Origin of the sequence: Streptobacillus felis (assembly GCF_001559775.1) — a bacterium.
Lineage (GTDB): Bacteria > Fusobacteriota > Fusobacteriia > Fusobacteriales > Leptotrichiaceae > Streptobacillus > Streptobacillus felis.
Map to the genome: position 1 here is coordinate 1 of NZ_LOHX01000288.1, position 25,869 is coordinate 25,869.

Here is a 25,869-nt window from a genome sequence, read left to right on the forward strand (position 1 = left end):
ATTATTAGCTAAGAATCCTTCGATTTTTAGTTTTTCTTGATAACTAAGGTGTTTACCTTTTTTTAAATTTATGTTATTATTGTTCATATAGATGTGTTCCTTTACTTTAATTTATTTTTTGTTTGTATTTTAAAGGTATCACATCTATATTTTTATTTCAAGTTTTTTTGGACATTTCTAATTTCTACTTACAAAAAATTTTTTTCAGAATAAAAAAAGTTGACAAATACAGCATCTTATGATAGAATTAGAAAGCTGATAAAGAATCAGTATCTGTATTACCAATACAAATTTTTATATTGGGAGGAATAAAAATGAGAGTACAAGTTATTTTAGAATGCACTGAAACAAAGTTAAGACACTATGTTACAACTAAAAACAAAAAAACTCATCCAGAAAGAATTGAGTTAAGAAAATACAATCCAGTGTTAAAAAGATATTCTCTTTATAGAGAAGTTAAATAATTAATTAAAATAGGCCAGTAGTTCAATGGTAGAGCGTCGGTCTCCAAAACCGAATGTTGTAGGTTCGAGTCCTATCTGGCCTGCCATTTTAAGAATATGGAGTTAATATATGAAAAAAGAGAAAATGAATTTATTTAATCAAATAATAGCTGAGTATAAACAAGTACAATGGCCAACTAAGGCTGAGGTGTTTCAAGTTACTATAGTAGTATTGTTAATAACTTTATTTATTTCTTTGATGATATTAATATTTGATTTTGGCTTTACAACATTTATGGATAGATTTTCAAGTATTGTAAAATCACTATTTAGTTAGGGGGCTGAAGGCTAATGATAATAGAAAATAAAGAATGTGTTAAAAAATGGTATATAATTCATACTTATTCAGGATACGAAAAAAAAGTAAAAACTGATTTAGAAAAAAGAATTATGTCAGAAAATTTAAATGATAAAGTTTTTAGAATATTAGTACCTGAAGAAAAAGTTTTTGAAGAAAAAAAAGGTAAAATGATACCAGTATTCAGAAAAATATTTCCAAGCTACGTATTAATAGAAATGTTAGCTACAAGAGAAGCAACTGAAGATTCAGTTAGTTATAGAGTAGATAGTAAAGCGTGGTATATTATTCGTAATACTAATGGTGTTACAGGATTTGTTGGTGTTGGGTCGGATCCATTACCAATGGATGAAAAAGAAGTAGAAGATATATTTAATAAAATGAGCAATGATGACTTACAAGAGAAGGTTGATTATGAAATAGGTGACTATGTTAAAACAACTGATGGTGTTGAAGGAACTGTTGAACATATAGATTATATCGCAAAACAAGTTAAAATAGTAATACAGGTAGGTAGTAGACCTACAACATTAACTTTAGGACTAAATGAAGTTACTAAATTTTAGAATTATATAGTAATAAGAGTGGGAGATTAATATTCAGTTACCACAAAGGAGGAAAATAGAAAATGGCTAAAAACAATAAAGAAGTCGTGGATAAAGTAAAATTACAATTAAGCGCTGGTAAAGCAAATCCTGCACCACCAGTAGGGTCAGCATTAGGACCAAAAGGAATTAACATTCCTGAATTCTGTAAACAATTTAATGCACAAACACAAGATAAACCTGGATTCATTATTCCAGTAGAAATTTCAATTTATGCAGATAGAAGCTTTAGCTTTGTGTTAAAAACACCACCTGCATCAGATTTATTAAAGAAAGCTGCTAAAATAGAAAGAGGAGCACAAAACTCTGTAAAAGAAGTAGCTGGAAAAATTACAAAAGCTCAATTACAAGAAATAGCTGAAACTAAAATGCCAGATTTAAACGCTGGATCTGTTGAAGCAGCTATGAACATTATTGCTGGAACAGCAAGAAGTATGGGAATTAAAATACAAGATTAATAATATGAAATTAAGTGGGAGATAAAAATTTCAATTACCACAAAGGAGGAAAAAAATAATGTCAAAAAAAGGGAAAAGATATAATGAAATTTCTCAAAAAGTAGATAAATTAAAAATCTACACACTAGAAGAAGCTTTAGAATTAGTATTTGATACAAAGAGTGCTAAATTTGTAGAAACAGTTGAATTAGCAATTAGATTAGGAGTAGATCCAAGACATGCGGATCAACAAGTTAGAGGTACAGTAATTTTACCTCATGGAACTGGTAAAACAGTTAGAATATTAGCTATTACATCAGGAGAAAACATTGATAAAGCATTAGCTGCAGGAGCAGATTTTGCTGGAGATGATGAATACATTAATAAAATTTCTGCAGGATGGATGGATTTCGATTTAGTTATCGCAACTCCAGACATGATGCCTAAATTAGGAAAATTAGGAAGAATTTTAGGGACTAAAGGATTAATGCCTAACCCTAAATCAGGAACAGTTACAACTAATGTTGCTCAAACAGTTGAAGAATTCAAAAAAGGTAAAGTTGCATTTAAAGTTGATAAATTAGGATCAATTCACTTACCAATAGGAAAAGTAAACTTTGAAAAAGAACAAATAGTTGAAAACTTTAAAGTTGCATTAGGACAAATTATTAAATTAAAACCTGCAACATCTAAAGGACAATATTTAAGAACAGTTGCTATCTCATTAACTATGGGACCTGGAATCAAAATTGATCCGTTATTAGCTGCTGGATTCTCAAGCAAATAAATAGATTATAAATAAAGAAGACTTAGGTCTTCTTTTTTTGTAAAAAAAACCTATAAACAAATGTTTATAGGTTAATATTAATTTTTTTCAAATATGTATTCTTTACTATCACTATATTCTAATTCTATATTATATTTATTGAAATGTTCATTAATGATAGTGTATATTAATGGATCTATACTTGTAGTAATTCTGCTACCATCGATATTTTTAATTTGTAAACAACTTGCACCGCAAGCATCTTTTAGTGATAATTTATATCCGTATTCAAATAATTTTTGATTAACTTCTATTATATGATCAAATATTATAGCCATTATTTTGTACCAAAAATTCTATCTCCAGCATCACCTAATCCTGGATAAATATATTTGTGTTCGTTTAGACCTTTATCTATTGAAGCTATATATAAATCAACATCGTCATGTTTATCTTTTATTGCATGTATACCTTCAGGGGCTGCTATTATTGATAATACAGATATATTTTTAACTCCTATAGATTTTAAATAATCTATAGTATAAATTATTGAACCTCCTGTAGCAAGCATTGGATCTACAATTAATACTTTACTTTCAACAACATTAGAAGGCATTTTTGCATAATAATACACAGGTTCAAATGTTTCTTCGTTTCTATATACACCTAAATGTCCAACTTTTGCATTTGGTATATGAGCAAGTAATGCATCAACCATTCCTAATCCAGCTCTTAAAATTGGTACTATAGTAACAGGCTCATCTAATACTTGAGTTGTTGTTTCTTGAATAGGTGTTGTTACAGTTACATTTTTTAATTTTAAATCTTTTGTAGCTTCGTATACCATAAGTGAAGCTATTTCATTTAAACTTTCTCTAAATAATTTAGTATCTGTTTCCACGTTTCTTAATATTGATAATTTGTGGCTTATTAGTGGATGTTTGTATTCAAATATTGCCATAATATTCCTCCTATATTGTAATTATTTTAAAAAAACAGAATTACTAAAAGAGTAATTCTGTATTATATTATAAATTGTATTTTTTCTTAAATTTATCAACTCTTCCAGTTTCATCAACAAATTTAGACTTCCCAGTATAGAATGGGTGAGAAGTAGAACTTATTGCAACTTTAACAACTGGATACTCTTGTCCTTCAAATTCAACAGTTTCTTTAGTAGCTTTAGTAGATTTACCTAAAAATCTTTCACCATTACTTGTATCTTCAAAAACTACTAATCTGTATTCTGGATGTATACCTTTTTTCATGTTACGGACTCCTTTCATAATACTTATGTAATTTATGAATATATTTTAACACTAATTTTTGTGTATAAATATACAAATGAGTAGATTAAGCGTTTAAAGCTTGAACTTTAGTAGCTAATCTTGATTTAGTTCTTGATGCAGTATTTTTTTTCATTACTCCTTTTGATACTGCTTTATCAAGTTCTTTATAAGCTACAGATAATGCTGCCTTAGCATCATCAATATTTTTAGAATCTACTGCTGCTAAAACTTTTTTAACAAAAGTTTTTACTCTACTTTTGATTGCTTGGTTTCTTAATCTATTTCTTTCACCAATAACGATTCTTTTTTTAGATGATTTAGTATGTGCCATTCTGTTTTCCTCCTTTATACACAATTTAACAAGTTATTTTAACATTTTTACAGCATAAAATCAAGTCTTTTTTTATTCTTTTTTATTTGTTATAATTTTAATAGGTGAAAATATGATTGAAAATATATATAAAGAGCTATATTCAAAGTATAGTTTTGAAGAAAGAATAAACCAAATTGAAATGTCAAAAATTATTGAAGAGGGTATTAATACTAATACTCCTGTTTTGCTTGAAGCAGAAACAGGTTCTGGGAAAACCTTAGGTTATTTAATACCATCAATAAATTATGCCTTAAAAGAAGCTAAAAATATTGTTATTTCAACTAATACTTTAAATTTACAAGATCAGATACTAAATAAGGAATTACCATTACTTAAAGAAATTTTTGGTGAAAGTATAAAGTACATTTTAATAAAAGGAAGAAACAACTATGTTTGTAAAAGAAAATTAGAAGAATTGGTTATGAATTCTAATAATAATAAATATATTGATTTGATAAATAATATTAAAAAGGCACCAAATGGTGATAGAAGCGAAATTAAATATAGGATAAATAATGAATTATGGAATTTAATAAAATCTGATAAAGATACAACCTTTGCAACTAAATGTCCATATTACAAATCATGCTATTTTTATACTATGAAAAATAAAATAGAAAATTGTAATGTTTTTGTAGTAAATCATCATATTTTAATGCTTGATCATATAATTAAACAAGAGGGTAACGCAGGTTTAATACCTAAATATGATTTGGTAGTTGTTGATGAGGCACATAATTTAGAAAATATAGTTAGGAGATATTATTCTTTAACATTTAATTTTAAAGAAGTATTTAAAAATATAGGTCAGCTATATTCAAATAAGGTAAAAGATATTGAAAGTGCAGGTATAATATCTAAGGTTTTATATAATATTTCAAATAATAATGTAGAATTTTTTATTGATGATATAAAAGAAATTTTATTAAGTAATATAGATAATATATACTACTCTTTGGTAAAATTAATGAAATATATTTCTGAAGTTTATAAAAAAATTACAATATCAGGATTATTAGCTAAAAATATTGACAAATTAGAAGTTTCAGGTATATTAGAAGAAGTTTTCGAATCAAATTTAATACTAAAAAAAGAAATTACAAGATTAGTAAACTTTTTGGAAGAAAGAGATGATTTGGATCAAAATAATTTAAGAATATTACTTTCAAATATATATAACAATTTAGATACACAATTAAATACTTTACAAGAAATTTTTGATATTAACTTTGAAAAATATATTTATTGGATAAATTTAGAAAATGATAATGTTTATTTAGTAATAAATGCAACCCCGTACAGTATTTCTAAGGAATTTGGTGAGAATTTTATAGAAAAAGTAAGGAAAATTATTATGGTTTCTGCAACATTAAGTGTTGGGAAGAGTTTTAAATATATAAAAAATAATCTTGGGATAGAGGATGCAATTGAAAAAAATATAAAATCTGATTTTGATTATAGGAATAATATGAATATATTTCTACCAGATGATATACCGCTTCCTAATGAAAAAGAATTTAATGAAGTAGCATCATCTTTTATTTTAGATTATGTAGAAAAAAATGAAGGGAAAACCTTTGTTTTATTTACGTCTTATAAAGATTTAATGTTTGTGAGTACATATCTTAAAAATAGTAGTAAAAAACTTAATGTATTAACTCAAGGTGATTTAGATAGAATGGAGTTAATAAAGAATTTTAAAGAGAATAAAAATAGCATATTACTTGGTACTGATAGTTTTTGGGAAGGTGTAGATGTACAAGGTGAAGCATTGAGTAATGTAATAATATATAAACTTCCATTTCAAGTTCCTGATGATCCTATAGTTAGTAGTATTTGTGATAGATTAAATGAGATTAAAGCTAATAGTTCTTTTATAGAATATCAATTACCTTATGCAGTACTTAAGATGAAACAAGGAGTAGGAAGATTACTTAGATCAAAATATGATAAAGGTAATATAATTATACTTGATAAAAGAATACATAAAAAAAATTATGGTAAAACTATATTAAAATCTTTACCTGATGCAAATATAGAAATTTTAGATATAAAAGATATACTTCTTAAATAGCTTTTATATTCAATATATGGTATAATATATTAATGTTATAGAGATTGAGGTATAAATATGAAGATTAATTTTTTTGGTAAAATATTACAAATTAATATAACTGATAATAATAAAGAAAAAAAGGAGTTCTTTTTAGCCAAACTTTTTAAACAAAATGTAAATAGAAGAATTTTTATGTATATATTATCAGTTGCTTTTTTCTTTATTTTTATGTTAATTAATAATAATACAACAAATTATAATGTAGGAACTTTAGCTAAAAATGACGTTATAGCTCATAAGGATGTTAGTTATACAAGGAATATATTAGATGATGAGTTGAAACAAAAAATAAAGCAAAATACTCCTCCAGAATATGATGAAATAGAGGATGTAGCAAAAAATCAATTAGATAGGTTAGACCAATTTTTACAAAATGTAAACCAAATTGACTTAAATAGTGATAATGAGATTTCAAAATTCATTAAAACATATGATTTAAATATGACTATTCATGAGATAAGGACTATAGGTATTAGTAAAAGTGTTAAATATTATTTATTTTTATCTAATGTTTTAGAAGAAATATATAGTACAGGTATAGCACATAAAAGTGACTTTAATAAGATACTTGCTGAAAAACAAATAGTATTATCGGATGAAGAAAAAAGCATATTACAAAATTTTATTGAGCCTAATTTAGAAATTAATAAATTTAAAACTTTAGCAAAAATAGAAAAAAATATGGAAAACCTTAAAAATAATGTTATTGTTATTGAAAAAGGAGACATAATATTAAAAGAAGGAACTTTAATCACGGAAGCAATTTATGATAACCTTAAAAATTTAGGTTATGTAAATAAAAGTGATGGGTTCACAAGAATGGTTGGAGAAATCATTTTATTCATAATATTATCGGGTATATTTTTCAATTATTCAGTAAGGTATTTAAAAGAAGATTTTATGTCTAAATCTTTTTATCCTATACTTTTAACTTTAATATTTAGTAATACTATATATTTATTACTATATAGTAGTAATAATTTAAAGTATATGGTTCCTTATTTATTAACCGCTATTATTGGAAGTGTACTAGTAAAAAATTCTATATTTACTATTTCTTTAATATTATTTAATTATATATTTGTTTTACAAGATATAAAATGGGGGATAGTAGTTTTATTTTTAAGTATTTTAACAATTTATATAAATAAATCAGTAACTAGTAGAAATGAAATAGTTAAAAATAGTATATATATTGGATTGATACAAAGTATAATTGTATTTTCTATTGGATTAATTTCTAATAAAGAATTTATTCAAATAATACCAACAATAGTAATATCTTTAGTATCTGGATTATTAATGGGTATTTTCTCTTTAGGTCTTTTACCATATTTTGAGAATACTTTTAAAATATTAACTGATATTAAATTGTTAGAGTTATCTAACTTTTCTAATCCATTATTAAAGAATTTATTATTAACAGCTCCTGGAACTTTCCACCACAGTTTGATGGTAGGAGCACTTTCAGAAGCTGGTGCTGAATCAATTAATGCCAATCCTATATTATGTAGAGTTGCAGCTTATTATCATGATATAGGTAAGATGAAGAGACCAGAATATTTTGTTGAAAATCAATATGGTATAGAAAATCCACATAATAATTTAAAAGCTACATTAAGTGCATTGATAATTACATCTCATACTAAGGATGGGTATATATTAGGTAAACAATATAATTTACCTGAAGAAATATTAGAAATAATATTATCTCATCATGGAACTACTTTAGTACAATATTTCTATTATAAGGCTTTAGAAAATAAAGAAGCAGTAATAGAAAGTGATTTTAGATATGAAGGCCCAAAACCAACATCTAAAGAATCTGGTATAATAATGCTTGCAGATACTATAGAAGCAGCGGTAAGGGCAAGTTTAGATAAAAGTAGTGAAAATATTGAGAAAATTGTTAGATATTTAATAAAATCAAAATTTGAAGATGGACAACTATCTGAATGTGATATGACTATGGAAGAGATAGAGAAAGTAACAAAAGCTTTCTTAAATATTATTCGTGGAATATATCATGAAAGAATACAATATAAGAAAGGAAATTAATATGTTAGATTTAGATATTAGCTTTCAAGATATTGAAAAAAAAGAATACGTAGATGAAACAAAAATATTAGAATTTTTTGAATTTGTTTTAAAAAATGAAAGAGAAGATTACAATGAAAAAGAATTATATATTTCTATATTATTAACTGATAATAGTAATATTCAAGTTATAAATAAGGAATATAGGGATAAAGACATGCCCACTGATGTTATTTCATTTGCATATAATGAAACAGAAAACTTTGGTGGTGTAGAAGTTATAGGAGATATTGTTGTTTCTTTAGATAGAGTAGAGGAACAATGTAAGGAGTATAATCATAGTGTAGTTAGAGAATTCTATTATGTTTTAGTACACGGATTACTGCATTTATTGGGTTATGATCATATAGAAGAAGTAGATAAGTTAAAAATGAGAGAAAAAGAAGAGTTATATTTATCTAAATTTAATATTACGAGGGATATATGAAAAATAACAAAGTTTCTCAAATAGATAGTTTTAATAATGCAATTAATGGTATATTACATGCAATAAGTACAGAACTACATATGAAAATACACATTTTCTTTGCAATTTTTGTCTTGATTTTAAGTTTAATTATTGATATTAGTAAATTTGAAATTATTATATTAATAATTATGATAACTTTAGTTATATTTTCTGAATTAATAAATACTGCTGTAGAAAAAATTGTAGATTTAGTTTCACCAGAATATAATGAAATTGCAAAATTTGCAAAAGATGTTGCTGCAGGTGCAGTATTGGTAAATGCAATAGGAGCTATAGGTGTTGGATATTTAATATTTTATGATAGGCTGATTTCACTATATTTTAGTGGTGATAACTTTTTTAAACTAGTAGGTAGAATAGGTAATGTAACTATGATAATATTAGCATTAGTTTCTTTATCAGTAATAATATTAAAATCGTACTTTAAAAAAGGAACATTACTTGAAGGTGGTATGCCAAGTGGACATTCCGCTATAGCATTTGCAATGTTAGCAATAGTAATGTTCTTAACAAGTAATCCTAGGATTATTACATTAGTACTTCTTATGGCATTATTAGTTGCACAAAGTAGAGTTAAATCTAAAATTCACACACTAAAAGAAGTAGTTGTAGGTGCTATTTTAGGTTTTGGAATAAGTTTTTTAGTTTTAGAAATATTATATAAATTTGGAACATTAATAAATTAGAGGAGAGATTAAAATGATTATTTTTGGACATAAAAATCCTGATACAGATACTATCTGTTCAGCAATAGTTTATTCACATTTAAAAATGGATTTAGGAGTAAAAGCAGATGCAAAAAGACTTGGTGAATTAAATGAAGAAACAAAATTTGTTTTAAATTATCTTGGTGTTGATGCGCCTGAATTAATAGATAACGTTTCAGGAGAATCTATAATTCTTGTAGACCATAATGAAAGAACTCAAACAGCGGATGGTTTTGAAGATGCTAAAGTTTTAGAAGTTATAGATCACCATAGGGTTGCAAACTTTAATGTTTCAGACCCTCTATATATGAGACTTGAACCAGTTGGATGTACAGCAACAATATTATTTGATATGTATAAAGAAAATAATATTAAACCATGTAAAAAAATAGCAGGATTAATGTTAAGTGCAATTATTTCTGACACTTTATTATTTAAATCACCAACATGTACTCCAAAAGATGTAGTTGCAGGTAAAGAATTAGCAGAAATTGCTGAACTTAATTTAGAAGAATATGGATTAGAAATGTTAAAAGCTGGTACAAATTTAAGTTCAAAATCTGAAAAAGAGTTATTAAACATGGATATGAAAGTTTTTGAAGTATCAGATGTTAAAATGGCAATAGCTCAAGTTAATTCGGTTAATGAAGAAGAAATGTTAAGTAGAAAGGAAAAATTATTAGTTGAAATGAATGAATTATTAGAAGCAAAACAATTAACTTTTGTTTTATTTGTAATAACTAATATATTAACTAATGATTCTATAGGTTTAGTTTGTGGAAATAATTTAGAAATAGTTGAAAAAGCATTTAATGAAAAAGTAAATGATAATGAAATAGTATTAAAGAAAGTTGTTTCTAGAAAAAAACAAGTTGTACCACCTTTAACTGATGCAATAAATGCAAGATAAAATATACTTGAAAAAAGTTTTTATGTATGATATAATAATTTTGAATTTATACTAAGAATATATTTTTGCCAAATATATACTTGGTTTAAATAATATATATTTAGGAGGAATTATAATGGCAATGAAACCAAAATCACAAATTATTGCAGAATTTGGAAAAGATGAAAAAGATACAGGATCAGCTAATGTACAAGTAGCAATTTTAACAGAAAGAATATCTCACTTAACTGAGCACTTAAAAGTTCATTTTAAAGATGTTCATTCAAGAGCAGGATTATTAAAATTAGTTGGTAAAAGAAGAAGATTATTAAACTATATTAAAAATAGAAACTTAGATGAATATAGAGAATTAATTGAAAGATTAGGAATAAGAAAATAATAAAAAGGAACGTAAAGTTCCTTTTTAAATTTAGTTTTTGGAGTAATAATGAGAAGAAGAATAGATTTAACAGAGGGTAGAGTAGGGTTAAATTTATTTAGACTTGCATTTCCAATAATTTTAACTTCTCTAATGTCTATTTTATATAATTTAACTGACATAAAGTTTATAAGTTACTATTTAGGAGATGATGCTGTAAGTTCAGCTACAGCAGCAAGTTTTTATATAAGTTTAAGTTATGCTTTATTATTTATAACAAAAAATAGTGTACAAATATATGTAGCACAATCCATAGGTGCAAATAGAAAAAATTCAGCTAAGAGATATGCTAGAGTTTCTTTAATTATTTCAGTTTTTTTCTCTATAGTCTATGGTTTGATTACATATATGTTTGCTGAATATTTTATAAGAATGGTTGGAGTGAAAAGTCCTCACTATTTATATCCTGCAGTAGATTTTTTAAGAATTTCAACTTTTGGTTTTATATTCTTATTTTTATCACAAAATTTATCTGCTATTATAAATGGTCAAGGAGATACTTTAGGGCCCTTTATATTTTTATCATTGGGTGTTATATTAAATATATTTTTAGATTACTTATTTTTAGGTATTTTACCTTTTGGAATAAAAGGTGCAGCAATAGCTACAGTTTTATCACAATTAATTTCAGTAATACTTTTAATTATGTATTTAAAGAGAAAAAATTCAATATTTAGAAATATGAGATTCTTTAAACTTGATGATATAAAATATTATAGAAATATAATCAGACTTGGTTTACCAAGTGGTATTAGCCAAGCGCTATTTACTTTTATTTCTATAATTATTGCAAAGATGATAGCTAATGTAGATGAAAGTATTTTAGGAGTTCAAAGATTGGGTATACAATTTGAATCATTCTCATGGAATGTTGCCGGTGGATTTGCTGCAGCAGTTGCTACATTTATTGGACATAATTATGGTGCAGGGAAATACGATAGGATATTAAAAATATATAAAGTATCGGTTATTAGTATTACAGGATTTTGTATGATATTAACAGGAATATTTGTATTTTTTGCAAGGCCTCTTTATTCAATGTTTTTTGTTGATCAGAAATTAATTGAAGAGGGTGTAAAATATTTAACTATAATTGGACTAGCACAGGTACCTCAGGGAATTGAAATAATAACTACAGGTGCTTTTAATGGAGTAGGGAAGACTAAAGAACCTAATTTAATTGGTATTATAGGAACAAGTTTAAGAATACCTATTATCATGATAACATTACCAGCTTTTGGTCTATTAGCAATATGGTGGACTATACATTTTTCTATGTTGTTTAAAGGATTAGCTTCAGTAGTAGTCTTTTTAATTGTATGGAAAAAACAATTAGAATATTTAAATATTACTGTAGAAATATAATAGGCACAGATAAATCTGTGCCTATTTTATTATTTAGCGTTATGGAATATAACGTTTGATGTTGTATATGATTTAAATCCAGGGTTATTTTTCATGAATTTAATGAAACTTTCAGCATCAGGTAAGAATGTATCTGTACCTTCAGCAGCTGGATCTTTAAATAATTTACCAAATGTAGCATAACCGTCTTTACCACTTGCTATATATGCGTTAGTTCCAACTGTATACATTTTTTCTGGCATAACTTCTTCCCATACACCAGTTGTTTTATTAAATATTTCTGCTTTAATTATTCTCTTACCGTTGCTATCTGGAGTTTCATTTGCTTCATATCTAATTCCTGCACCATATGGGAATGCACCAGTTGATTTAGTTAATGCAAATTCTAATGCATCTTCTATTACTTGTAATGTATCTTTACCAGATATTTTATAAGTATATAAAGTATTACCAAATGGTAAGTAAGTATATGCATCATTAAATGAAATTTCTCCTGATGTGATGTCAGCTCTTACTCCACCTGAATTTTGAATTACATAATCAACATAGTTTAATTCATTTAACATAGTTTCTGCAACAAATCTTGTAGCTATAGAACCTTGTTCAGAAGCACCTTTTCTACCAGGAATTCTATTATTAGAACCTCCAGGCATATTAGGACCTGTAATTGAACCAATAATTTGTTTAGCCAATACATCTTTTTCAGCTTTATATTTTTGTAATATTTTAGAAGTATTTGGATCTTCTTTTGCAAATGAAATAGATTTCATTTCTTTTAAGTGAGATAATATATGTTCTCTTTCCTTACCTTCAAGTTCTGCCCATTTACCTTCTTTATTTTTTGCTTGTAATTTATCAGTATGTAATAATACATAAGGATTCTTTCTAGTTATTGAAGCTATACCATCTTTAGTGAAGTGAACACCTAAGTCTCCAACTACACCAGAATAAGCCCATGCTTCAACTACGAATACTGGTTCTCCATTTGGATTTTTAAATTCAGTTGGATATTCATGAACTACTGGTAATTTTAATTTTCTTAGTTCATCATTACCATATAGGTAGTGTGAATCTCCAGTAATAATGATATCTATATCGTTAACTTTTTGTGCGATTTCAAAGTTTTTTTCAGTTCCAGCATGTGATAATAAGATAATCTTATTAATACCTTGAGATTTTAAAACATTAGCCATTACTTGTGCTGTAGTAACTTCATCATAGAATTTAACATCTTTACCTGGACTTGATGAATTAACTGTTTTACTTACAGTATCTAGACCTATAATACCAACTTTTTCACCATTGATTTCTTTAATAGCATATGGTGCCCATTTGTTGTATAAAATAGAAGTTTTATCAGGTATTACGTTTGCAGATAAAACAGGTATTTTTAATGGTTCTAATAATTTTAATAAACCTTCATTTCCTGCATCAAATTCATGGTTACCTAGTGTAAAATAATCAAATTTTCCTTCATTCATTACAGCAGCATCAGCAGATCCACCGAATAATGTGAAGTATAAAGTACCTGTAATAGCATCTCCAGCATGTAAAACTAAAGGATTTTTACGAGTTTTTCTTAATTCCTTTATTTTGCTGTTTACTGCAGAGAAACCTCCAATGTTTACTTTAAATTGTGTTCCGTCAACTGTAATTCTTTGTTCAGTTGGCTCTAAATAAGAGTGGTGATCATTTATATGAATTATGCTTAAGTCAAGTGATTTATGACCTGCAACACCAAGTGTTGAAATAGCTAATAATCCAGCTAATAATTTTTTGTTCATCTGTATCCTCCTAAATATTTTCTTATATATTCAACCTAATATATACCATAAATAAACGATTTAAAAACTTCATTTCTTGTATCTTGATCTGTAGTATCTAAAAGATATCTTTTTTGATCTAGATAAGAAAAATCATCAATTTCTACCCCTTTAAATTCTTTGTTGAAAAAAGTAGTTGATAGTGCAAGTTTTTCTTTTACTTTTGAACTTGCGGAAATAACTAACAATCTAACTTCTGTAGGAGTAAATGTATTTCTTTTTGGAAAATCTTTTTTAATTTCATCTCTAATTAATTTAAATATTTCTTTATCTGTATTTTCAATTAATATAACTTGTTCTTTGCTTGCTCTAGAATAAATTCTATCTAAAAATTGATTAGCATTACCATTAGTGTTATTAATAAAAATTTTAGAATCACTATTTGCATTAAATGCAACCATAATTTTTTGTACTTGTTCATTTAGTAAGTAATTGTCTTCAGTTTTAATAGGCTCAAAATAAATATATTTAATAACTTTTGGAACTAAATTTTTTTCACTTTTAAAAATACGTACAAAAATTTTTTCTATATCTTTTATTTGATTTTGGAAATGAACAGTTCTATTTTTATCTATACTATTCATTAAATCTAGATAGTATTTTTCTTCTTTTCTAGATTTTATAGAGTGAAAATATGTATATTTTGTACTCACAATCTCAAAATTATTTTTATCATTTTCATTAATTTTTTCAGCATTAAAATCATTAATATTTGAATAAGCTAAAAAAGGTAATAATGAAAATAAAAAGAATTTCTTCATTATAATCATCTCCCAAATTTATTTACACTTTTAGTATACATATAAAAGGAATAAAATGCAATAGCATTTTTTTTGCTTAGTAAAATAAAAAAATATTTTTAAATACCTATTGCAAAAGAATTAGAAAAAGGTTATTATATAAATAACTACATTATAAAGTAATATACTACGTATATATAACACAATATATTGTGTTTTAGGAGGGTGCGTATGAAAAGCAAAATTAGGATATATTATGATAGTTTAACTGGAAATGTTGAGAGATTTATCAGAAAATTGAAGGGAAAAGATGAACTAGAATTTGTAAAAATTTCATCAAAAACAGTACTTGAAAAAGAAGGACATTTAGTAACATTTACAACTGGTTTTGGTAATATACCAAAAACAACTTTAGAATTTTTGAAAAATAATGATAATTATTTAAAAATAAAAACAGTTTGTTCCAGTGGTAATATGAATTGGGGTTCTAATTTTGCAAAAGCTGGGAGTCTTATACAAAATCAATTTAATATTAAATATATATATAGGTTTGAACTATCAGGTACCCTAAATGATGTTGAGGAATATCTTAATAGAATAAAAATATTTGAAAGTGAAGGAGTTAAAATAGATGAAGTGGATTTATTTAAATAATGAAGTAATGGTTAAAGATAGTGAAGGTAGGTTACAGTTAGAGAAAGATAAGGAGGCAGTTTATTCATATTTTGTAGACTATATAAATAAAAATACTGTTTTTTTCCATAATTTAAAAGAAAAAATTGATTATCTAATAGATAAAGATTATTATATAAATTTTTATGATATGTATTCTTTTGAAGATGTTAGCGAAGTATTTAATTATGTTTATTCAAAGAAATTTAGATTTCAATCATATATGGCCGCTTCAAAATTTTATCAAAGTTATGCCTTAATGGATGATGGTGGAGAAAAAATATTAGAAAGATATGAAGATAGAATATCTATAGTTGCATTATACTTAGGTCAAGGTAATAAAGAAAAAGCATTAAACTATGCTAAGATGTTAATTAATCAAGAATATCAACCAGCGACACCTACATTTTTAAATGCAGGTAAAAAAAGATCAGGTCAATTGGTCTCATGTTTTTTAGATGAAATTGGTGATAATTTATCAGGTATAGGATACGCATTTGATTCAGCAATGAAACTTTCTTCTATAGGTGGAGGAGTTGCATTTAACTTATCTAAATTAAGAGGAAGAGGGGAAGCTATAAAAGGTGTTGAAGGTAGAGCTAGCGGTGTATTACCAATAATAAAAATACTAGAAGATATATTCTCATATGCAAATCAATTAGGACAAAGACCTGGAGCTGGAGCTGTATACTTAAATGTATTCCATTCTGATATTTTAGAATTTTTAGATACTAAAAAAATAAATGTTGATGAAAAAATAAGAATAAAATCACTTTCTATTGGTGTTATAATTCCTGATAAATTTATGGAACTTGCAAGTGAAGATTTACCATGTTATACATTCTATCCACATACAATTTTTAGAGAATATGGGCTATATTTAGATGACTTAGATATGAATGAATGGTATGATAAGCTAGTGGCTAATCCAAGGGTTAAAAAGAAAAAAATAAATGCAAGAGAATTTTTAGTAAAAATTTCTCAAACTCAGAAAGAAAGTGGATATCCATATTTATTCTTTAAAGATAATGCTAATAAAGAACATGCACTAAAAAATATTGGGGATGTTAAATTTACAAATTTATGTACTGAAATTATGCAAGTAACTGAGGTTTCAGATATAAATCAATATTATGAAGAAGATATTATTAGACGTGGAATATCATGTAATTTAGGATCATTAAATATAGCAACTGTTATGGAAAACAAATCTATAGAAGAAGTTGTTAAAAATGCTATAGATTCACTTACTACAGTGTCAGATATTACAAATATAGATATAGTTCCGAGTATTAAGAAAGCAAATGAAGAACTACATTCAGTTGGTTTAGGTGCTATGAATTTACATGGGTATTTAGCTAAGAATTTAATACAATATGAATCACGTGAAGCTTTAGATTTTTGTAACGTATTTTTCATGATGATGAATTTTTATTCACTACAAAAGAGTATGGAAATAGCTAAAGAAAGAGAAACTACTTTTGTTGGATTTGATAAATCTGAATATGCAAATGGAAATTATTTTGAAAAATATATTACTAAAGAGTATATGCCTGTAACTGAAAAGGTTAAGAAGTTATTTGAAGGTATTAATATACCGGGAATAGAAGAATGGAAAAAATTAAAAGAGGATGTAATGAAGTATGGAGTATATAATGCATATAGAATGGCTATTGCACCAAACCAATCTACATCATATATAATGAATTCAACAGCATCTGTAATGCCTATAGTTGATAAAGTAGAGGTAAGAGAATATGGTGATTCTACTACATTCTATCCAATGCCATATTTAAATTATGAAAATTTCTTTTTCTATAAATCAGCATATGATATGGAACAAAAAAATATACTTAAATTGATTTCTGTAATACAAAGACATGTTGATCAAGGAATTTCAACTATACTTTATACTAAGAGTACGGATACTACAAGAGATTTATCTAAATTATATATACTAGCACATAAATTAGGATTAAAATCTTTATACTATACAAGAACAAGAAAATCTACTATTGAAGAATGCTTAAGTTGTTCAGTTTAAAAAGAAAGGGATAATGATGAAAAATAAAATATATAAGGCAGTGAATTGGAATACACTAGATAATGATTATGTTGAAGTTTTTTGGGAACAAAATTTAAAACAATTTTGGATAGATACAGAATATATACCTTCAAAAGATATAGATTCTTGGCACTCACTTTCTCCTCAAATGAGGGAAGCGTATAAAAAGGTTTTAGGGGGATTAACTTTATTAGATACTTTACAATCTCATACTGGTATGCCTAAAATTATTGACCATATTGAGTCATTACAATGTAGGTCAGTACTTTCATATATGTGTATGATGGAGACTATACATGCAAAATCTTACTCGACTATATTTACTACGGTTGCATCTACAGAGGAAATAAATGATGTTTTTAAATGGGTTCAAAATAATAATCATTTACAATTTAAAGCTTCAAAAATAGATAAGTACTATCAATGTTTAAATAATCCTAATGCTTCATTAAGAGAAGTTTATATGGCTTTAGTTGCATCAGTATTTTTAGAATCATATTTATTTTATAGTGGATTTTTCTTACCACTATGGTTATCTGGTCAAGGACAAATGGTAGCAAGTTCAGATATAATTAAAAAGATAATTGCAGATGAATCTATTCATGGTGTTTTTGTTGGTAAATTAGCTCAAGAAATTTATGAAGAAATGGCATTTGTTGAAAAAGAAAGTGTCAAAAAAGAAATAATGGATTTATTTTATGAATTATATGAAAATGAGTTAAAATTTACTGATGAAATATATGCAGATGTTGAATTAACAGCTGAAGTTAAAGAATATATTAGATATAATGGTAATAGAGCATTAATGAATTTAGGTTTTGAAGAAGAATTTGAAATAAAAGAAGTTAATGCAATAGTATTGAATGGATTAAATGTTGAAACTACTCAACACGATTTCTTTTCTAAAAAATCTACAAATTATGAGAAAACACTTGAAGTTGTTCATTTAAGTGATGATGACTGGGATGATGACTTTGATACAGATTTAGATATTTAAGAGGTTAAAATGACAAAGAAATATACATTAATGCAAGTTATATATTGGGCAATGTTTTGCTCAATATATGCTTTTGCAAATAGTTTTTTAAGTTCAAGAGGATTTAGTTCAACTAGAATAGGTTTCATAATTGCACTATCCTCTTTTTTATCAGTATTGGTACAACCATTTACTGCAAAATTAATAGATACTTTTCCAAAAATTACAGTAAGAAAATCATTGTTAACATCTATGTATATAGTTGTTTTAAATTCTTTTTTAATAAGTATAATACACAATAATTTAATAGTAACTATCTTTTTTGTAATTTTAATTACTGGATTACTAAATGCTCAAACATACATGTATACATTTATTTTTCAGTACATTAATAATGGAGAAAATGTAAATTTTGGTATAGCAAGAGGAATGGGATCTGCAGCTTTTGCAATTGCTTCTTTATTTTATGGTAATATTGGTTCTAAGATAGGATTTGAATTTATTCCTTTATGGGCAATGTCTTTATCAATATTAGTAATATTAGTTATTTTAAGTTTTAAAGAAGTATCTAATAATAGTAAATCAAATGAAGTAAATGTAAAAGATAATTTTTTAATGTTTTTTACTAAATACAGAAAATTTTGTTTAGTATTATTAGGTATGGTATTTATATTTTTTACACATAATATTTTAAATACATTTATGAAAAATATTTTAGAAAGTTTAGGAAAGGGTTCAAAAGAAGTAGGAATAGGGTTTATGATAGCTGCTATAGTTGAACTTCCAGCAATGTTTTATATAATTAAACTAAATGAAAAATTTGGTTACTCAAAATTATTGAAAGTATCAGCAATAGCCTTTTTAGTAAAAATATTTATTACATTCTTTGCTGTTCTAACTCATAATATATATTTATTCTATTTGGCTCAAATTACACAATTTGCAGGTTATGCAATTTATGTGCCAGTAGCAGTTTATTATACCAATGATGTTATGGAAGAAAAAGATAGGGTAAAAGGTCAAGCTTATATGGCTGTATCTGGAACTATTGGTTCAATATTGGGTAATTTATTAGGTGGAAGAATAATAGAAGCCTATTCAATAAATATTCTTTTATTAATATCTTTGATAGTTTGTTTTTTAGGAACTATAGTATTATTTTTAAATTTAGAAAGAAGATGATTTAGTTGAAAATTTATTATAAAGATAAAGAAATTACTATGTTAGATGAGAAGACTCAAAAAGAACTTGAAAACATGATAAAAAAAAATTATGATAACTTATATAACTCTAACTGTATTTTTTGTAATGAAATAAATGAAAAAGATGTATTTTATGAAACTGAAAACTTTCTTTGTGTTTGGAATAAATTCCCTATACAAGATGGCCATATTTTGGTTATTTCTAAAAAACACTATATGAATATTTTAGATTTAGAAGATGAAATATTATTTGAAATGATTAAATTACAGAAAAAATTAATACAAATTTTAGAAGAAGATAAAGAAGTTCTGGGTGTAACAACTTCATATAATAATGGGAAAATTATGCATCTTGAAACACATTTTCATTTTCATTTAGTTCCAAGATACTTTAATGATGGTTTTTGGGATGAAATAAAAGTAAATAATGTTAAATTTAACAAAGAACTATTTTTAGAAAGATTATCAAAAAATTAATAAAAAATGACATTTAGTAATTTAAATTTGCTAAATGTCTATTTTATATAAAAAAAGCTAGTTATTACTAGCATTTATTTTTTTGAAAATATATAATGGTGAGCCAGCAGGGGGTCGAACCCTGGACACACGGATTAAGAGTCCGTTGCTCTGCCAACTGAGCTACTGGCTCATCTACAATAAGAGTATACAATACTTTTTATTAAAAATCAATAGAAAAAAAATAGAAAGTATGCTAAAATATTAAAATAATATATAAGCATACACTATGTGTATGTTTTATTTTTAAGGAGTAAAAATGAATAATAGATTTATAAAATACAGTTTAATTTCTTTAGGTTTTGCAGTATTTTCTAATCTTATTTATCCAAAATATTATTTTTTAACTTGGAATTTATTTTTAGCTTATGTACCTTTTTTTATTAGTAATATTGGGAAAAAAAATGTTATAGTTGATTCTATATTAGCTTTTGTAGCATTAATATTTTATCCTAATGCTGTATATTTATTTACAGATTTAATACATATAAGTAATCTTAAATTTTATAAAAAAAGTATAGAAGTTGTTTATTTAATGAAATATATAAATTGGATAAAAGTTTCTTTAATATTCATTGCAGTAATAATTGCGATGAAACTTAGTTATTTAGCAATCAATAATTATGTTAAAAAATATAAAATGAAGAATTTTACTAAATATTCTTTTTATACTTTTGTATCTTTTTTAACAGGCCTTGCAGTATTTGTAGGTAGATTTATTAGATTGAATTCCTGGGATTTATTTATATATCCTAGTAAAACTTTTAATATATTAATTGAACAGTTAAATGTTCAAAATTTAAAATATATATTGTTGTATGCGTTTATACAATTATTTGTAATAATTTTAGAGGAGGAATAAGATGAAAGTATATTTAGCAGGATCATTATTTAATGAAGGTGAAGTAGCACAAAGATTAAAAGAAGGGAAGTTATTAAGAGAGAATTTTCCAAACATAGATTTATTTAATCCAATTGAACAACCATTTAATGAAAATAAACAAAGTTTACCAACACCAATAGATATTTATGATGGGGATGCAAATGCAGTAATTAATTCGGATATAGTTATTTTAGATATGACTAATGAAGATCCAGGTGTTATGGTTGAATTAGGATTAGCAATTGCTCATAACAAGAAAATAATTGCAATAAATTCAGATATTAGACTAAAATCAGCAAATAAATACGATATTCCAAGCTACGCAATGAATCACTTCGTATTAGGTGGGATACTTAAATACGGTGTATTAGTATATTCATTTCAAGAAGCAATAGAAGAGCTAAAAAAATATGAAAAATAATGTAATTAGTAGAAAAAGAGTTGCTTTTTTTCTTACAATAGTTGGAGGTTTTTTAGAAATTTATTCTTATTTGTTGTTAGGTAATGTTTTTGCAACAACAATTACAGGAAATTTGATTTTAATGGCTTTTAATTTAAAAAGATTACAAATAATAAATGTTGTAAAATATGTACTTCCGATAATATTTTTTTGCTTTGGTGTTTTTGTTTCAGAAAAGATAAAATCAAAAATGACATATAGTTTTGCAAAAGTTGTATTAGTGGTTGAAATAGTTATATTATCATTAATACCATTTATTAATGTAGAATTGATTTCTGTATCATTAATAGCATTTATTTCTGCAATTCAAATACAAACTTTTAGAAAAGTTTCAGAAAATTTATATATGTCAACAATGTGTACAGGTAATACAAGATCTTTAATAGAATCATTAGTAAATGGTAAAAGTAAGGATGCAAAAAATTATTTTGTTGTAATATTTGGGTTTTTATTAGGAGTATTATTGGGTGATATTAGTATAATTTTTACAGGAAAATTTTCAATATACATATGCGTATTGATATTAAGTTCAATATTAGTATATTTGATAAAGAAAGAAGGAAAAGATGAAGTTATCAGATAGAGTTTTAGGTATGCAATATTCACCTATAAGAAAATTAGTTCCTTTTGCAGATAAAGCAAAAAAAGAAGGTGTAAGAATATTTGAATTTCATATAGGTCAGCCAGATGTTAAAACTCCTGATTCATTTTTTAACGGAGTAATTAAATATCAAGAAAAAATAATTAAATATACAAATTCACAAGGTTTAGAAGAATTACTTGATGCATTTGTTGAATACTATTCAAGATATAATCTTAAAATTGATAAAAGTGAAATGTTAATAACAAATGGAGGGAGTGAAGCATTACAATTTGCTATCAATACAATTTGTAATAAAGGTGATGAAGTTTTAATACCCGAGCCATATTATTCAAATTATGATTCTTTTTTAAGAATTGCAGATGCTAAACTTGTTCCAATAGTTACTAAAATAGAAGAAGGCTATAGATTACCATCTTATGATGAAATGAAAAAATTAATAACACCAAAAACTAAGGCTATTCTTTTTTCAAATCCTTCAAATCCTACAGGAGTAGTATTGAATGAAAGAGAAATAGAAGATATAAAAAGATTAGCATTAGAATTTAACTTATTTATCATTTCTGATGAAGTTTATAGACAATTTATATATGATACAAATACTAAATTTAGATCTTTCTTAAGTTTTAGTGAAGTAGAAGACAGGGTTATAATGATAGATAGTATATCAAAACATTATAGCGCATGTGGAGCTAGAATTGGTGTTTTTGCATCTAGAAATATAGAAATTGTATCTCAAGCTCTTAAGTTTTGTCAAGCTAGATTATCCGTTTCTACAATAGAACAATATGCTAGTGCTAATTTAGTTAGAGGTATAGACGTATATATAGAAGATGTTAAAACTGAATATAGAAAAAGAAGAAATTTAATGTATGAAAAACTAGTGTCTATAGATGGTGTTAAAGCTAATAAACCTGATGCTGCTTTTTATATATTTGCATCATTACCAGTTGAAGATGCAGAAGAGTTTACTAAGTGGTTATTACTTGATTTCAGACATGAAGGTAAGACACTAATGTTTGCTTCTGGTAGTGGATTTTATGCAAATGAGCATAGAGAATTAGGTAAAAATGAAGTAAGATTCTCATATTGTGGTAATACATTAAGGGAAATTGAAGAAGGAATAAATTTATTATCTATAGCATTAAAGGAATACAATGAAAAATAATAAAAATGGATATTTATTGGAGATATCATATAAGGGAAAAAAATTTGATTGTTTCGATGAAATGAAAGAAAAGAAAACAGTAAAAGGGGTATTAAAAAATTACCTGTTGTCAAAAGGAATAAAGATTTATAAAGGATTACAACAAGCTGGTAGAACAGATGCAAGAGTTTCAGCACATTCAAATTATATTTATTTTATGGCCCAAGAATTTAATACTGAATTAATAGATTTAGAAATTGATATAGAAGGTCTTAAAATAAAAAAAATAATAAAAACTAAGTCTAATCTTGTGCTTCCAGATCTTGTAGAAAGAAGAATATATATTTATTATTATCCAAAGAAATTTTTACAAACTGACAAAGAAACTATAATAAGTAGATGTGAAGAGCTTAGTGGAAATAAAAATTTTTCTGAATTTACAAATCATAAGGGTTTAAAGTTAAAAAATCATATTCGAGATGTAAATGTAACTTATGTTGATGATAAATTATATTTTGATGGTAATTCATTTATGCCACAACAAGTTAGAATAATGAGTGGCTATATATTAAAAGGGAAAAAGGAAGCTATGGATTCTAAATTTCTGATTTTACATAAAATAATATTTAGAGGTGATGATTTTTGAAAAAACAAATTAATAAAGAAGCTTTAATAACTTCGATAATTTATTTTTTATATTTTGTATGGTGGTACTATTTTGCATACATTTATCCGCCAAAAAATGTTGAAGAATACAAATATGTACTTGGCTTACCTGAATGGTTTTTCTATTCATGTATAGTTGGTTATATATGGGTAAATATAGCTGTATATATAGTTACAAAATTTTTCTTTAAAGATATAGATTTAGATACAGGTGATATAAATGAATAGAATAGAGTTATTAATACCAGTTATTTTATATTTATTTATAACGATATATATTGCATATTATATTAGTAAAAAAGAAAAAAAAGGGAACTTTACGGAGTCATATTTTATTGGAAATAGAAGTATGGGAGCATTTGTATTAGCTATGACTGTTGTATCTACTTATATAGGAGCATCATCATTTTTAGGTGGTCCATCTATTGCATATAAATTAGGGCTAGGTTGGGTTTTACTTGCTTGTATACAAATTCCATTAATATTCTTTACATTAGGTGTATTAGGTAAAAAAATGGCTATTATTTCAAGAAAAATTAAAGCAGTAACAATTATTGATGTACTTAGAAAAAGATATGACAATGAATATTTAATAATATTACTTTCTATTTTAATGTTAATTTTCTTATTTGCATCTATTATAGCTCAATTTATTGGTGGGGCAAGACTTATAGAAAGTATTTTAGATATAGATTATAAAATTGCACTTACAATATTTGTATTTACAGTTATTTTTTATACTACTATTGGTGGATTTAAAGCAGTTACAATAACAGATGCAATACAAGGATTAGTAATGATGGTTTCAACTTTTGTTTTATTCTTTGTTATAGTAAATAAAGTTGGTTCTATGTCAGAAATAACATCAACAATAAAAAATGTTGATCCAAATCTATTAACACCTAATGCTGGGGGAGCAATACCTAAACCTTATATATTATCTTTCTGGGTATTAGTAGGAATTGGTATATTAGGTTTACCAGCAACTACTGTAAGAAGTATGGGATATAAAGATTCAAAAGCATTACACAATGCAATGCTTATTGGTACATTTGTTGTAGGTTTCTTATTAATAGGAATGCATTTGGTAGGATTTATGGGTAAAGCAATAGAACCAAATATTGATGTTAGTGATAAATTAATACCTATACTTGCATTAAAGAATTTACATCCAATAGTTGCTGGAGTATTTATTGGAGGACCACTTGCTGCTATAATGTCAACAGTAGATTCATTATTAATATTAATTTCATCATCTTTAGTTAAAGATTTATATATTACATATATAGAGCCTAATTCTAATGATAAGAAATTGAAAAAGATATCTCTTTTAATAACTATCACTATAGGATTAGTTACATATTTACTTTCAATTAATCCTCCTAGTTTAATAGTTAGGGTAAATCTATTTGCACTTGCAGGTCAAGAGGTATTATTCTTTGTCCCTGTATTAATGGGACTATATTGGAGAAGAGGTAATGATATGGGTGCAATAGCATCAGTTGTAGTTGGATTTATAACATTTATCATACTTGAGAAATTTAAATTTTCAATATTTGGTTTATTAAATATTGTTCCATCATTAACATTTGCATTGATAGCATATGTTGTTGTATCATTATTAACTAAAAAGACTAAAAAAGAAATTTTAGATTTATTTTTTGAATAAAAAAAGGGGCTGTTCCGAAATAAACAGTCTAAATAAACAAAAAAAGCCAGAAATAAAGCTGGCTTTTTTTGAACTAAAAACACGCATAAACATTGA

Annotated in this window: 30 protein-coding genes and 2 tRNA genes; 25 read left to right on the forward strand and 7 right to left on the reverse strand. The window is 25.6% G+C overall.

Translation table 11 applies throughout. The features are described from left to right. Positions 1 to 314: 314 nt before the first annotated feature. The 6 genes from rpmG to rplA all read left to right on the forward strand — a co-directional run bounded on the left by rpmG (position 315) and on the right by rplA (position 2,630). The gene (gene rpmG, locus AYC60_RS05145) at positions 315 to 464 is read left to right on the forward strand and encodes a 50S ribosomal protein L33 (RefSeq protein ID WP_012858555.1); all 150 of its coding nucleotides are present in this window, start codon (positions 315 to 317) and stop codon (positions 462 to 464) included. Positions 465 to 475: 11 nt separating this feature from the next. After that, positions 476 to 550: transfer RNA gene (locus tag AYC60_RS05150), tRNA-Trp, on the forward strand. Between the two features lie 23 nt (positions 551 to 573). After that, positions 574 to 780, forward strand: coding sequence for a preprotein translocase subunit SecE (gene secE / locus AYC60_RS05155; RefSeq protein ID WP_082762576.1), 207 nt, complete (start codon positions 574 to 576; stop codon positions 778 to 780). 14 nt (positions 781 to 794) lie between these two features. After that, positions 795 to 1,367, forward strand: coding sequence for a transcription termination/antitermination protein NusG (gene nusG, locus AYC60_RS05160; RefSeq protein WP_067322012.1), 573 nt, complete (start codon positions 795 to 797; stop codon positions 1,365 to 1,367). Between the two features lie 62 nt (positions 1,368 to 1,429). Next, complete coding sequence (rplK, locus tag AYC60_RS05165) at positions 1,430 to 1,864, forward strand: 50S ribosomal protein L11 (protein WP_067322015.1); 435 nt, start codon at positions 1,430 to 1,432, stop codon at positions 1,862 to 1,864. A gap of 58 nt (positions 1,865 to 1,922) precedes the next feature. Beyond that, the gene (rplA, locus tag AYC60_RS05170) at positions 1,923 to 2,630 is read left to right on the forward strand and encodes a 50S ribosomal protein L1 (RefSeq protein WP_067322017.1); all 708 of its coding nucleotides are present in this window, start codon (positions 1,923 to 1,925) and stop codon (positions 2,628 to 2,630) included. 77 nt (positions 2,631 to 2,707) lie between these two features. On the opposite strand, the gene AYC60_RS05175 is transcribed toward rplA, so the two are convergent. The 4 genes from AYC60_RS05175 to rpsT all read right to left on the reverse strand — a co-directional run bounded on the left by AYC60_RS05175 (position 2,708) and on the right by rpsT (position 4,229). Next, a complete protein-coding gene (locus tag AYC60_RS05175) occupies positions 2,708 to 2,947 on the reverse strand; it encodes an RDAC family protein (RefSeq protein ID WP_067322021.1) in 240 nt (79 codons plus the stop codon). Continuing rightward, on the reverse strand, positions 2,947 to 3,570 hold the full coding sequence (upp, locus tag AYC60_RS05180) for a uracil phosphoribosyltransferase (RefSeq protein WP_067322023.1): 624 nt from the start codon (positions 3,568 to 3,570) through the stop codon (positions 2,947 to 2,949). The genes AYC60_RS05175 and upp overlap by 1 nt, the downstream gene beginning before the upstream one ends. Positions 3,571 to 3,637: 67 nt before the next feature. Beyond that, positions 3,638 to 3,877 (reverse strand): type B 50S ribosomal protein L31, encoded by a 240-nt coding sequence (locus AYC60_RS05185; RefSeq protein ID WP_067322026.1) that lies wholly within the window; start codon positions 3,875 to 3,877, stop codon positions 3,638 to 3,640. A gap of 85 nt (positions 3,878 to 3,962) precedes the next feature. Further along, on the reverse strand, positions 3,963 to 4,229 hold the full coding sequence (gene rpsT / locus AYC60_RS05190; RefSeq protein WP_067322028.1) for a 30S ribosomal protein S20: 267 nt from the start codon (positions 4,227 to 4,229) through the stop codon (positions 3,963 to 3,965). A gap of 112 nt (positions 4,230 to 4,341) precedes the next feature. Here rpsT and AYC60_RS05195 point away from each other — a divergent pair, with 112 nt between their 5' ends. The 7 genes from AYC60_RS05195 (at position 4,342) to AYC60_RS05225 (ending at position 12,353) form a co-directional block, all read left to right on the forward strand. Next, a complete protein-coding gene (locus AYC60_RS05195; RefSeq protein WP_067322031.1) occupies positions 4,342 to 6,345 on the forward strand; it encodes an ATP-dependent DNA helicase in 2,004 nt (667 codons plus the stop codon). Positions 6,346 to 6,402: 57 nt separating this feature from the next. Continuing rightward, positions 6,403 to 8,445: an HD family phosphohydrolase gene (locus AYC60_RS05200; protein ID WP_067322034.1), complete on the forward strand. Its 2,043-nt coding sequence runs from the start codon at positions 6,403 to 6,405 to the stop codon at positions 8,443 to 8,445. A 1-nt stretch (position 8,446) separates the two neighbouring features. Continuing rightward, positions 8,447 to 8,911, forward strand: coding sequence for an rRNA maturation RNase YbeY (gene ybeY / locus AYC60_RS05205; RefSeq protein WP_067322083.1), 465 nt, complete (start codon positions 8,447 to 8,449; stop codon positions 8,909 to 8,911). Next, the gene (locus AYC60_RS05210; protein WP_067322037.1) at positions 8,908 to 9,639 is read left to right on the forward strand and encodes a diacylglycerol kinase; all 732 of its coding nucleotides are present in this window, start codon (positions 8,908 to 8,910) and stop codon (positions 9,637 to 9,639) included. The genes ybeY and AYC60_RS05210 overlap by 4 nt, the downstream gene beginning before the upstream one ends. Positions 9,640 to 9,652: 13 nt before the next feature. Continuing rightward, a complete protein-coding gene (locus AYC60_RS05215) occupies positions 9,653 to 10,570 on the forward strand; it encodes a manganese-dependent inorganic pyrophosphatase (RefSeq protein ID WP_197416982.1) in 918 nt (305 codons plus the stop codon). Between the two features lie 115 nt (positions 10,571 to 10,685). After that, positions 10,686 to 10,949 carry a 30S ribosomal protein S15 gene (rpsO, locus tag AYC60_RS05220; protein ID WP_067322043.1) on the forward strand — a complete coding sequence of 88 codons (264 nt, stop codon included), beginning with the start codon at positions 10,686 to 10,688 and terminating at the stop codon, positions 10,947 to 10,949. A 48-nt stretch (positions 10,950 to 10,997) separates the two neighbouring features. Continuing rightward, complete coding sequence (locus tag AYC60_RS05225; protein ID WP_067322045.1) at positions 10,998 to 12,353, forward strand: MATE family efflux transporter; 1,356 nt, start codon at positions 10,998 to 11,000, stop codon at positions 12,351 to 12,353. 29 nt (positions 12,354 to 12,382) lie between these two features. Here the strand turns inward: AYC60_RS05225 and nadN are convergent, their stop codons facing one another. Together nadN and AYC60_RS05235 are read right to left on the reverse strand one after the other, a co-directional pair. Next, the gene (gene nadN, locus AYC60_RS05230; protein WP_067322046.1) at positions 12,383 to 14,137 is read right to left on the reverse strand and encodes an NAD nucleotidase; all 1,755 of its coding nucleotides are present in this window, start codon (positions 14,135 to 14,137) and stop codon (positions 12,383 to 12,385) included. A 35-nt stretch (positions 14,138 to 14,172) separates the two neighbouring features. After that, complete coding sequence (locus AYC60_RS05235; protein ID WP_067322048.1) at positions 14,173 to 14,937, reverse strand: hypothetical protein; 765 nt, start codon at positions 14,935 to 14,937, stop codon at positions 14,173 to 14,175. A gap of 210 nt (positions 14,938 to 15,147) precedes the next feature. Between AYC60_RS05235 and nrdI the strand changes: the two genes are divergently transcribed. The 5 genes from nrdI to AYC60_RS05260 are packed head-to-tail and all read left to right on the forward strand — an operon-like array spanning position 15,148 to position 20,308. Continuing rightward, positions 15,148 to 15,570, forward strand: coding sequence for a class Ib ribonucleoside-diphosphate reductase assembly flavoprotein NrdI (nrdI, locus tag AYC60_RS05240; protein ID WP_067322050.1), 423 nt, complete (start codon positions 15,148 to 15,150; stop codon positions 15,568 to 15,570). Next, positions 15,548 to 17,632 (forward strand): class 1b ribonucleoside-diphosphate reductase subunit alpha, encoded by a 2,085-nt coding sequence (gene nrdE / locus AYC60_RS05245; protein ID WP_067322053.1) that lies wholly within the window; start codon positions 15,548 to 15,550, stop codon positions 17,630 to 17,632. Before nrdI ends, nrdE begins: the two co-directional genes overlap by 23 nt. Before the next feature lie 16 nt (positions 17,633 to 17,648). Continuing rightward, positions 17,649 to 18,650 carry a class 1b ribonucleoside-diphosphate reductase subunit beta gene (gene nrdF, locus AYC60_RS05250; RefSeq protein WP_067322056.1) on the forward strand — a complete coding sequence of 334 codons (1,002 nt, stop codon included), beginning with the start codon at positions 17,649 to 17,651 and terminating at the stop codon, positions 18,648 to 18,650. Positions 18,651 to 18,659: 9 nt separating this feature from the next. Beyond that, positions 18,660 to 19,811, forward strand: a complete 1,152-nt coding sequence (locus AYC60_RS05255; RefSeq protein ID WP_067322058.1) for an MFS transporter — start codon at positions 18,660 to 18,662, stop codon at positions 19,809 to 19,811. Positions 19,812 to 19,816: 5 nt separating this feature from the next. Then, complete coding sequence (locus AYC60_RS05260) at positions 19,817 to 20,308, forward strand: HIT family protein (RefSeq protein WP_067322060.1); 492 nt, start codon at positions 19,817 to 19,819, stop codon at positions 20,306 to 20,308. A 96-nt stretch (positions 20,309 to 20,404) separates the two neighbouring features. Here the strand turns inward: AYC60_RS05260 and AYC60_RS05265 are convergent. Continuing rightward, positions 20,405 to 20,480 (reverse strand) — tRNA-Lys (locus AYC60_RS05265). 126 nt (positions 20,481 to 20,606) lie between these two features. Here AYC60_RS05265 and AYC60_RS05270 point away from each other — a divergent pair. Genes AYC60_RS05270 through panF form a run of 7 tightly spaced genes read left to right on the forward strand, consistent with a single transcriptional unit; the run spans position 20,607 to position 25,773 of the window. Further along, the gene (locus tag AYC60_RS05270) at positions 20,607 to 21,209 is read left to right on the forward strand and encodes a DUF1361 domain-containing protein (protein WP_067322063.1); all 603 of its coding nucleotides are present in this window, start codon (positions 20,607 to 20,609) and stop codon (positions 21,207 to 21,209) included. 1 nt (position 21,210) lies between these two features. Then, positions 21,211 to 21,651 (forward strand): nucleoside 2-deoxyribosyltransferase, encoded by a 441-nt coding sequence (locus AYC60_RS05275; protein ID WP_067322066.1) that lies wholly within the window; start codon positions 21,211 to 21,213, stop codon positions 21,649 to 21,651. Further along, positions 21,641 to 22,273: a YoaK family protein gene (locus AYC60_RS05280; protein WP_067322069.1), complete on the forward strand. Its 633-nt coding sequence runs from the start codon at positions 21,641 to 21,643 to the stop codon at positions 22,271 to 22,273. Before AYC60_RS05275 ends, AYC60_RS05280 begins: the two co-directional genes overlap by 11 nt. Further along, positions 22,257 to 23,459, forward strand: a complete 1,203-nt coding sequence (locus AYC60_RS05285; RefSeq protein WP_067322072.1) for a pyridoxal phosphate-dependent aminotransferase — start codon at positions 22,257 to 22,259, stop codon at positions 23,457 to 23,459. Before AYC60_RS05280 ends, AYC60_RS05285 begins: the two co-directional genes overlap by 17 nt. After that, on the forward strand, positions 23,449 to 24,084 hold the full coding sequence (locus AYC60_RS05290) for a pseudouridine synthase family protein (RefSeq protein ID WP_067322074.1): 636 nt from the start codon (positions 23,449 to 23,451) through the stop codon (positions 24,082 to 24,084). The genes AYC60_RS05285 and AYC60_RS05290 overlap by 11 nt, the downstream gene beginning before the upstream one ends. Continuing rightward, entirely contained in the window at positions 24,081 to 24,332 is a 252-nt protein-coding gene (locus tag AYC60_RS05295; RefSeq protein WP_067322076.1) for a YhdT family protein, read from the forward strand. The genes AYC60_RS05290 and AYC60_RS05295 overlap by 4 nt, the downstream gene beginning before the upstream one ends. Beyond that, positions 24,325 to 25,773 carry a sodium/pantothenate symporter gene (gene panF, locus AYC60_RS05300; RefSeq protein ID WP_067322079.1) on the forward strand — a complete coding sequence of 483 codons (1,449 nt, stop codon included), beginning with the start codon at positions 24,325 to 24,327 and terminating at the stop codon, positions 25,771 to 25,773. Before AYC60_RS05295 ends, panF begins: the two co-directional genes overlap by 8 nt. Positions 25,774 to 25,869 lie beyond the last annotated feature (96 nt).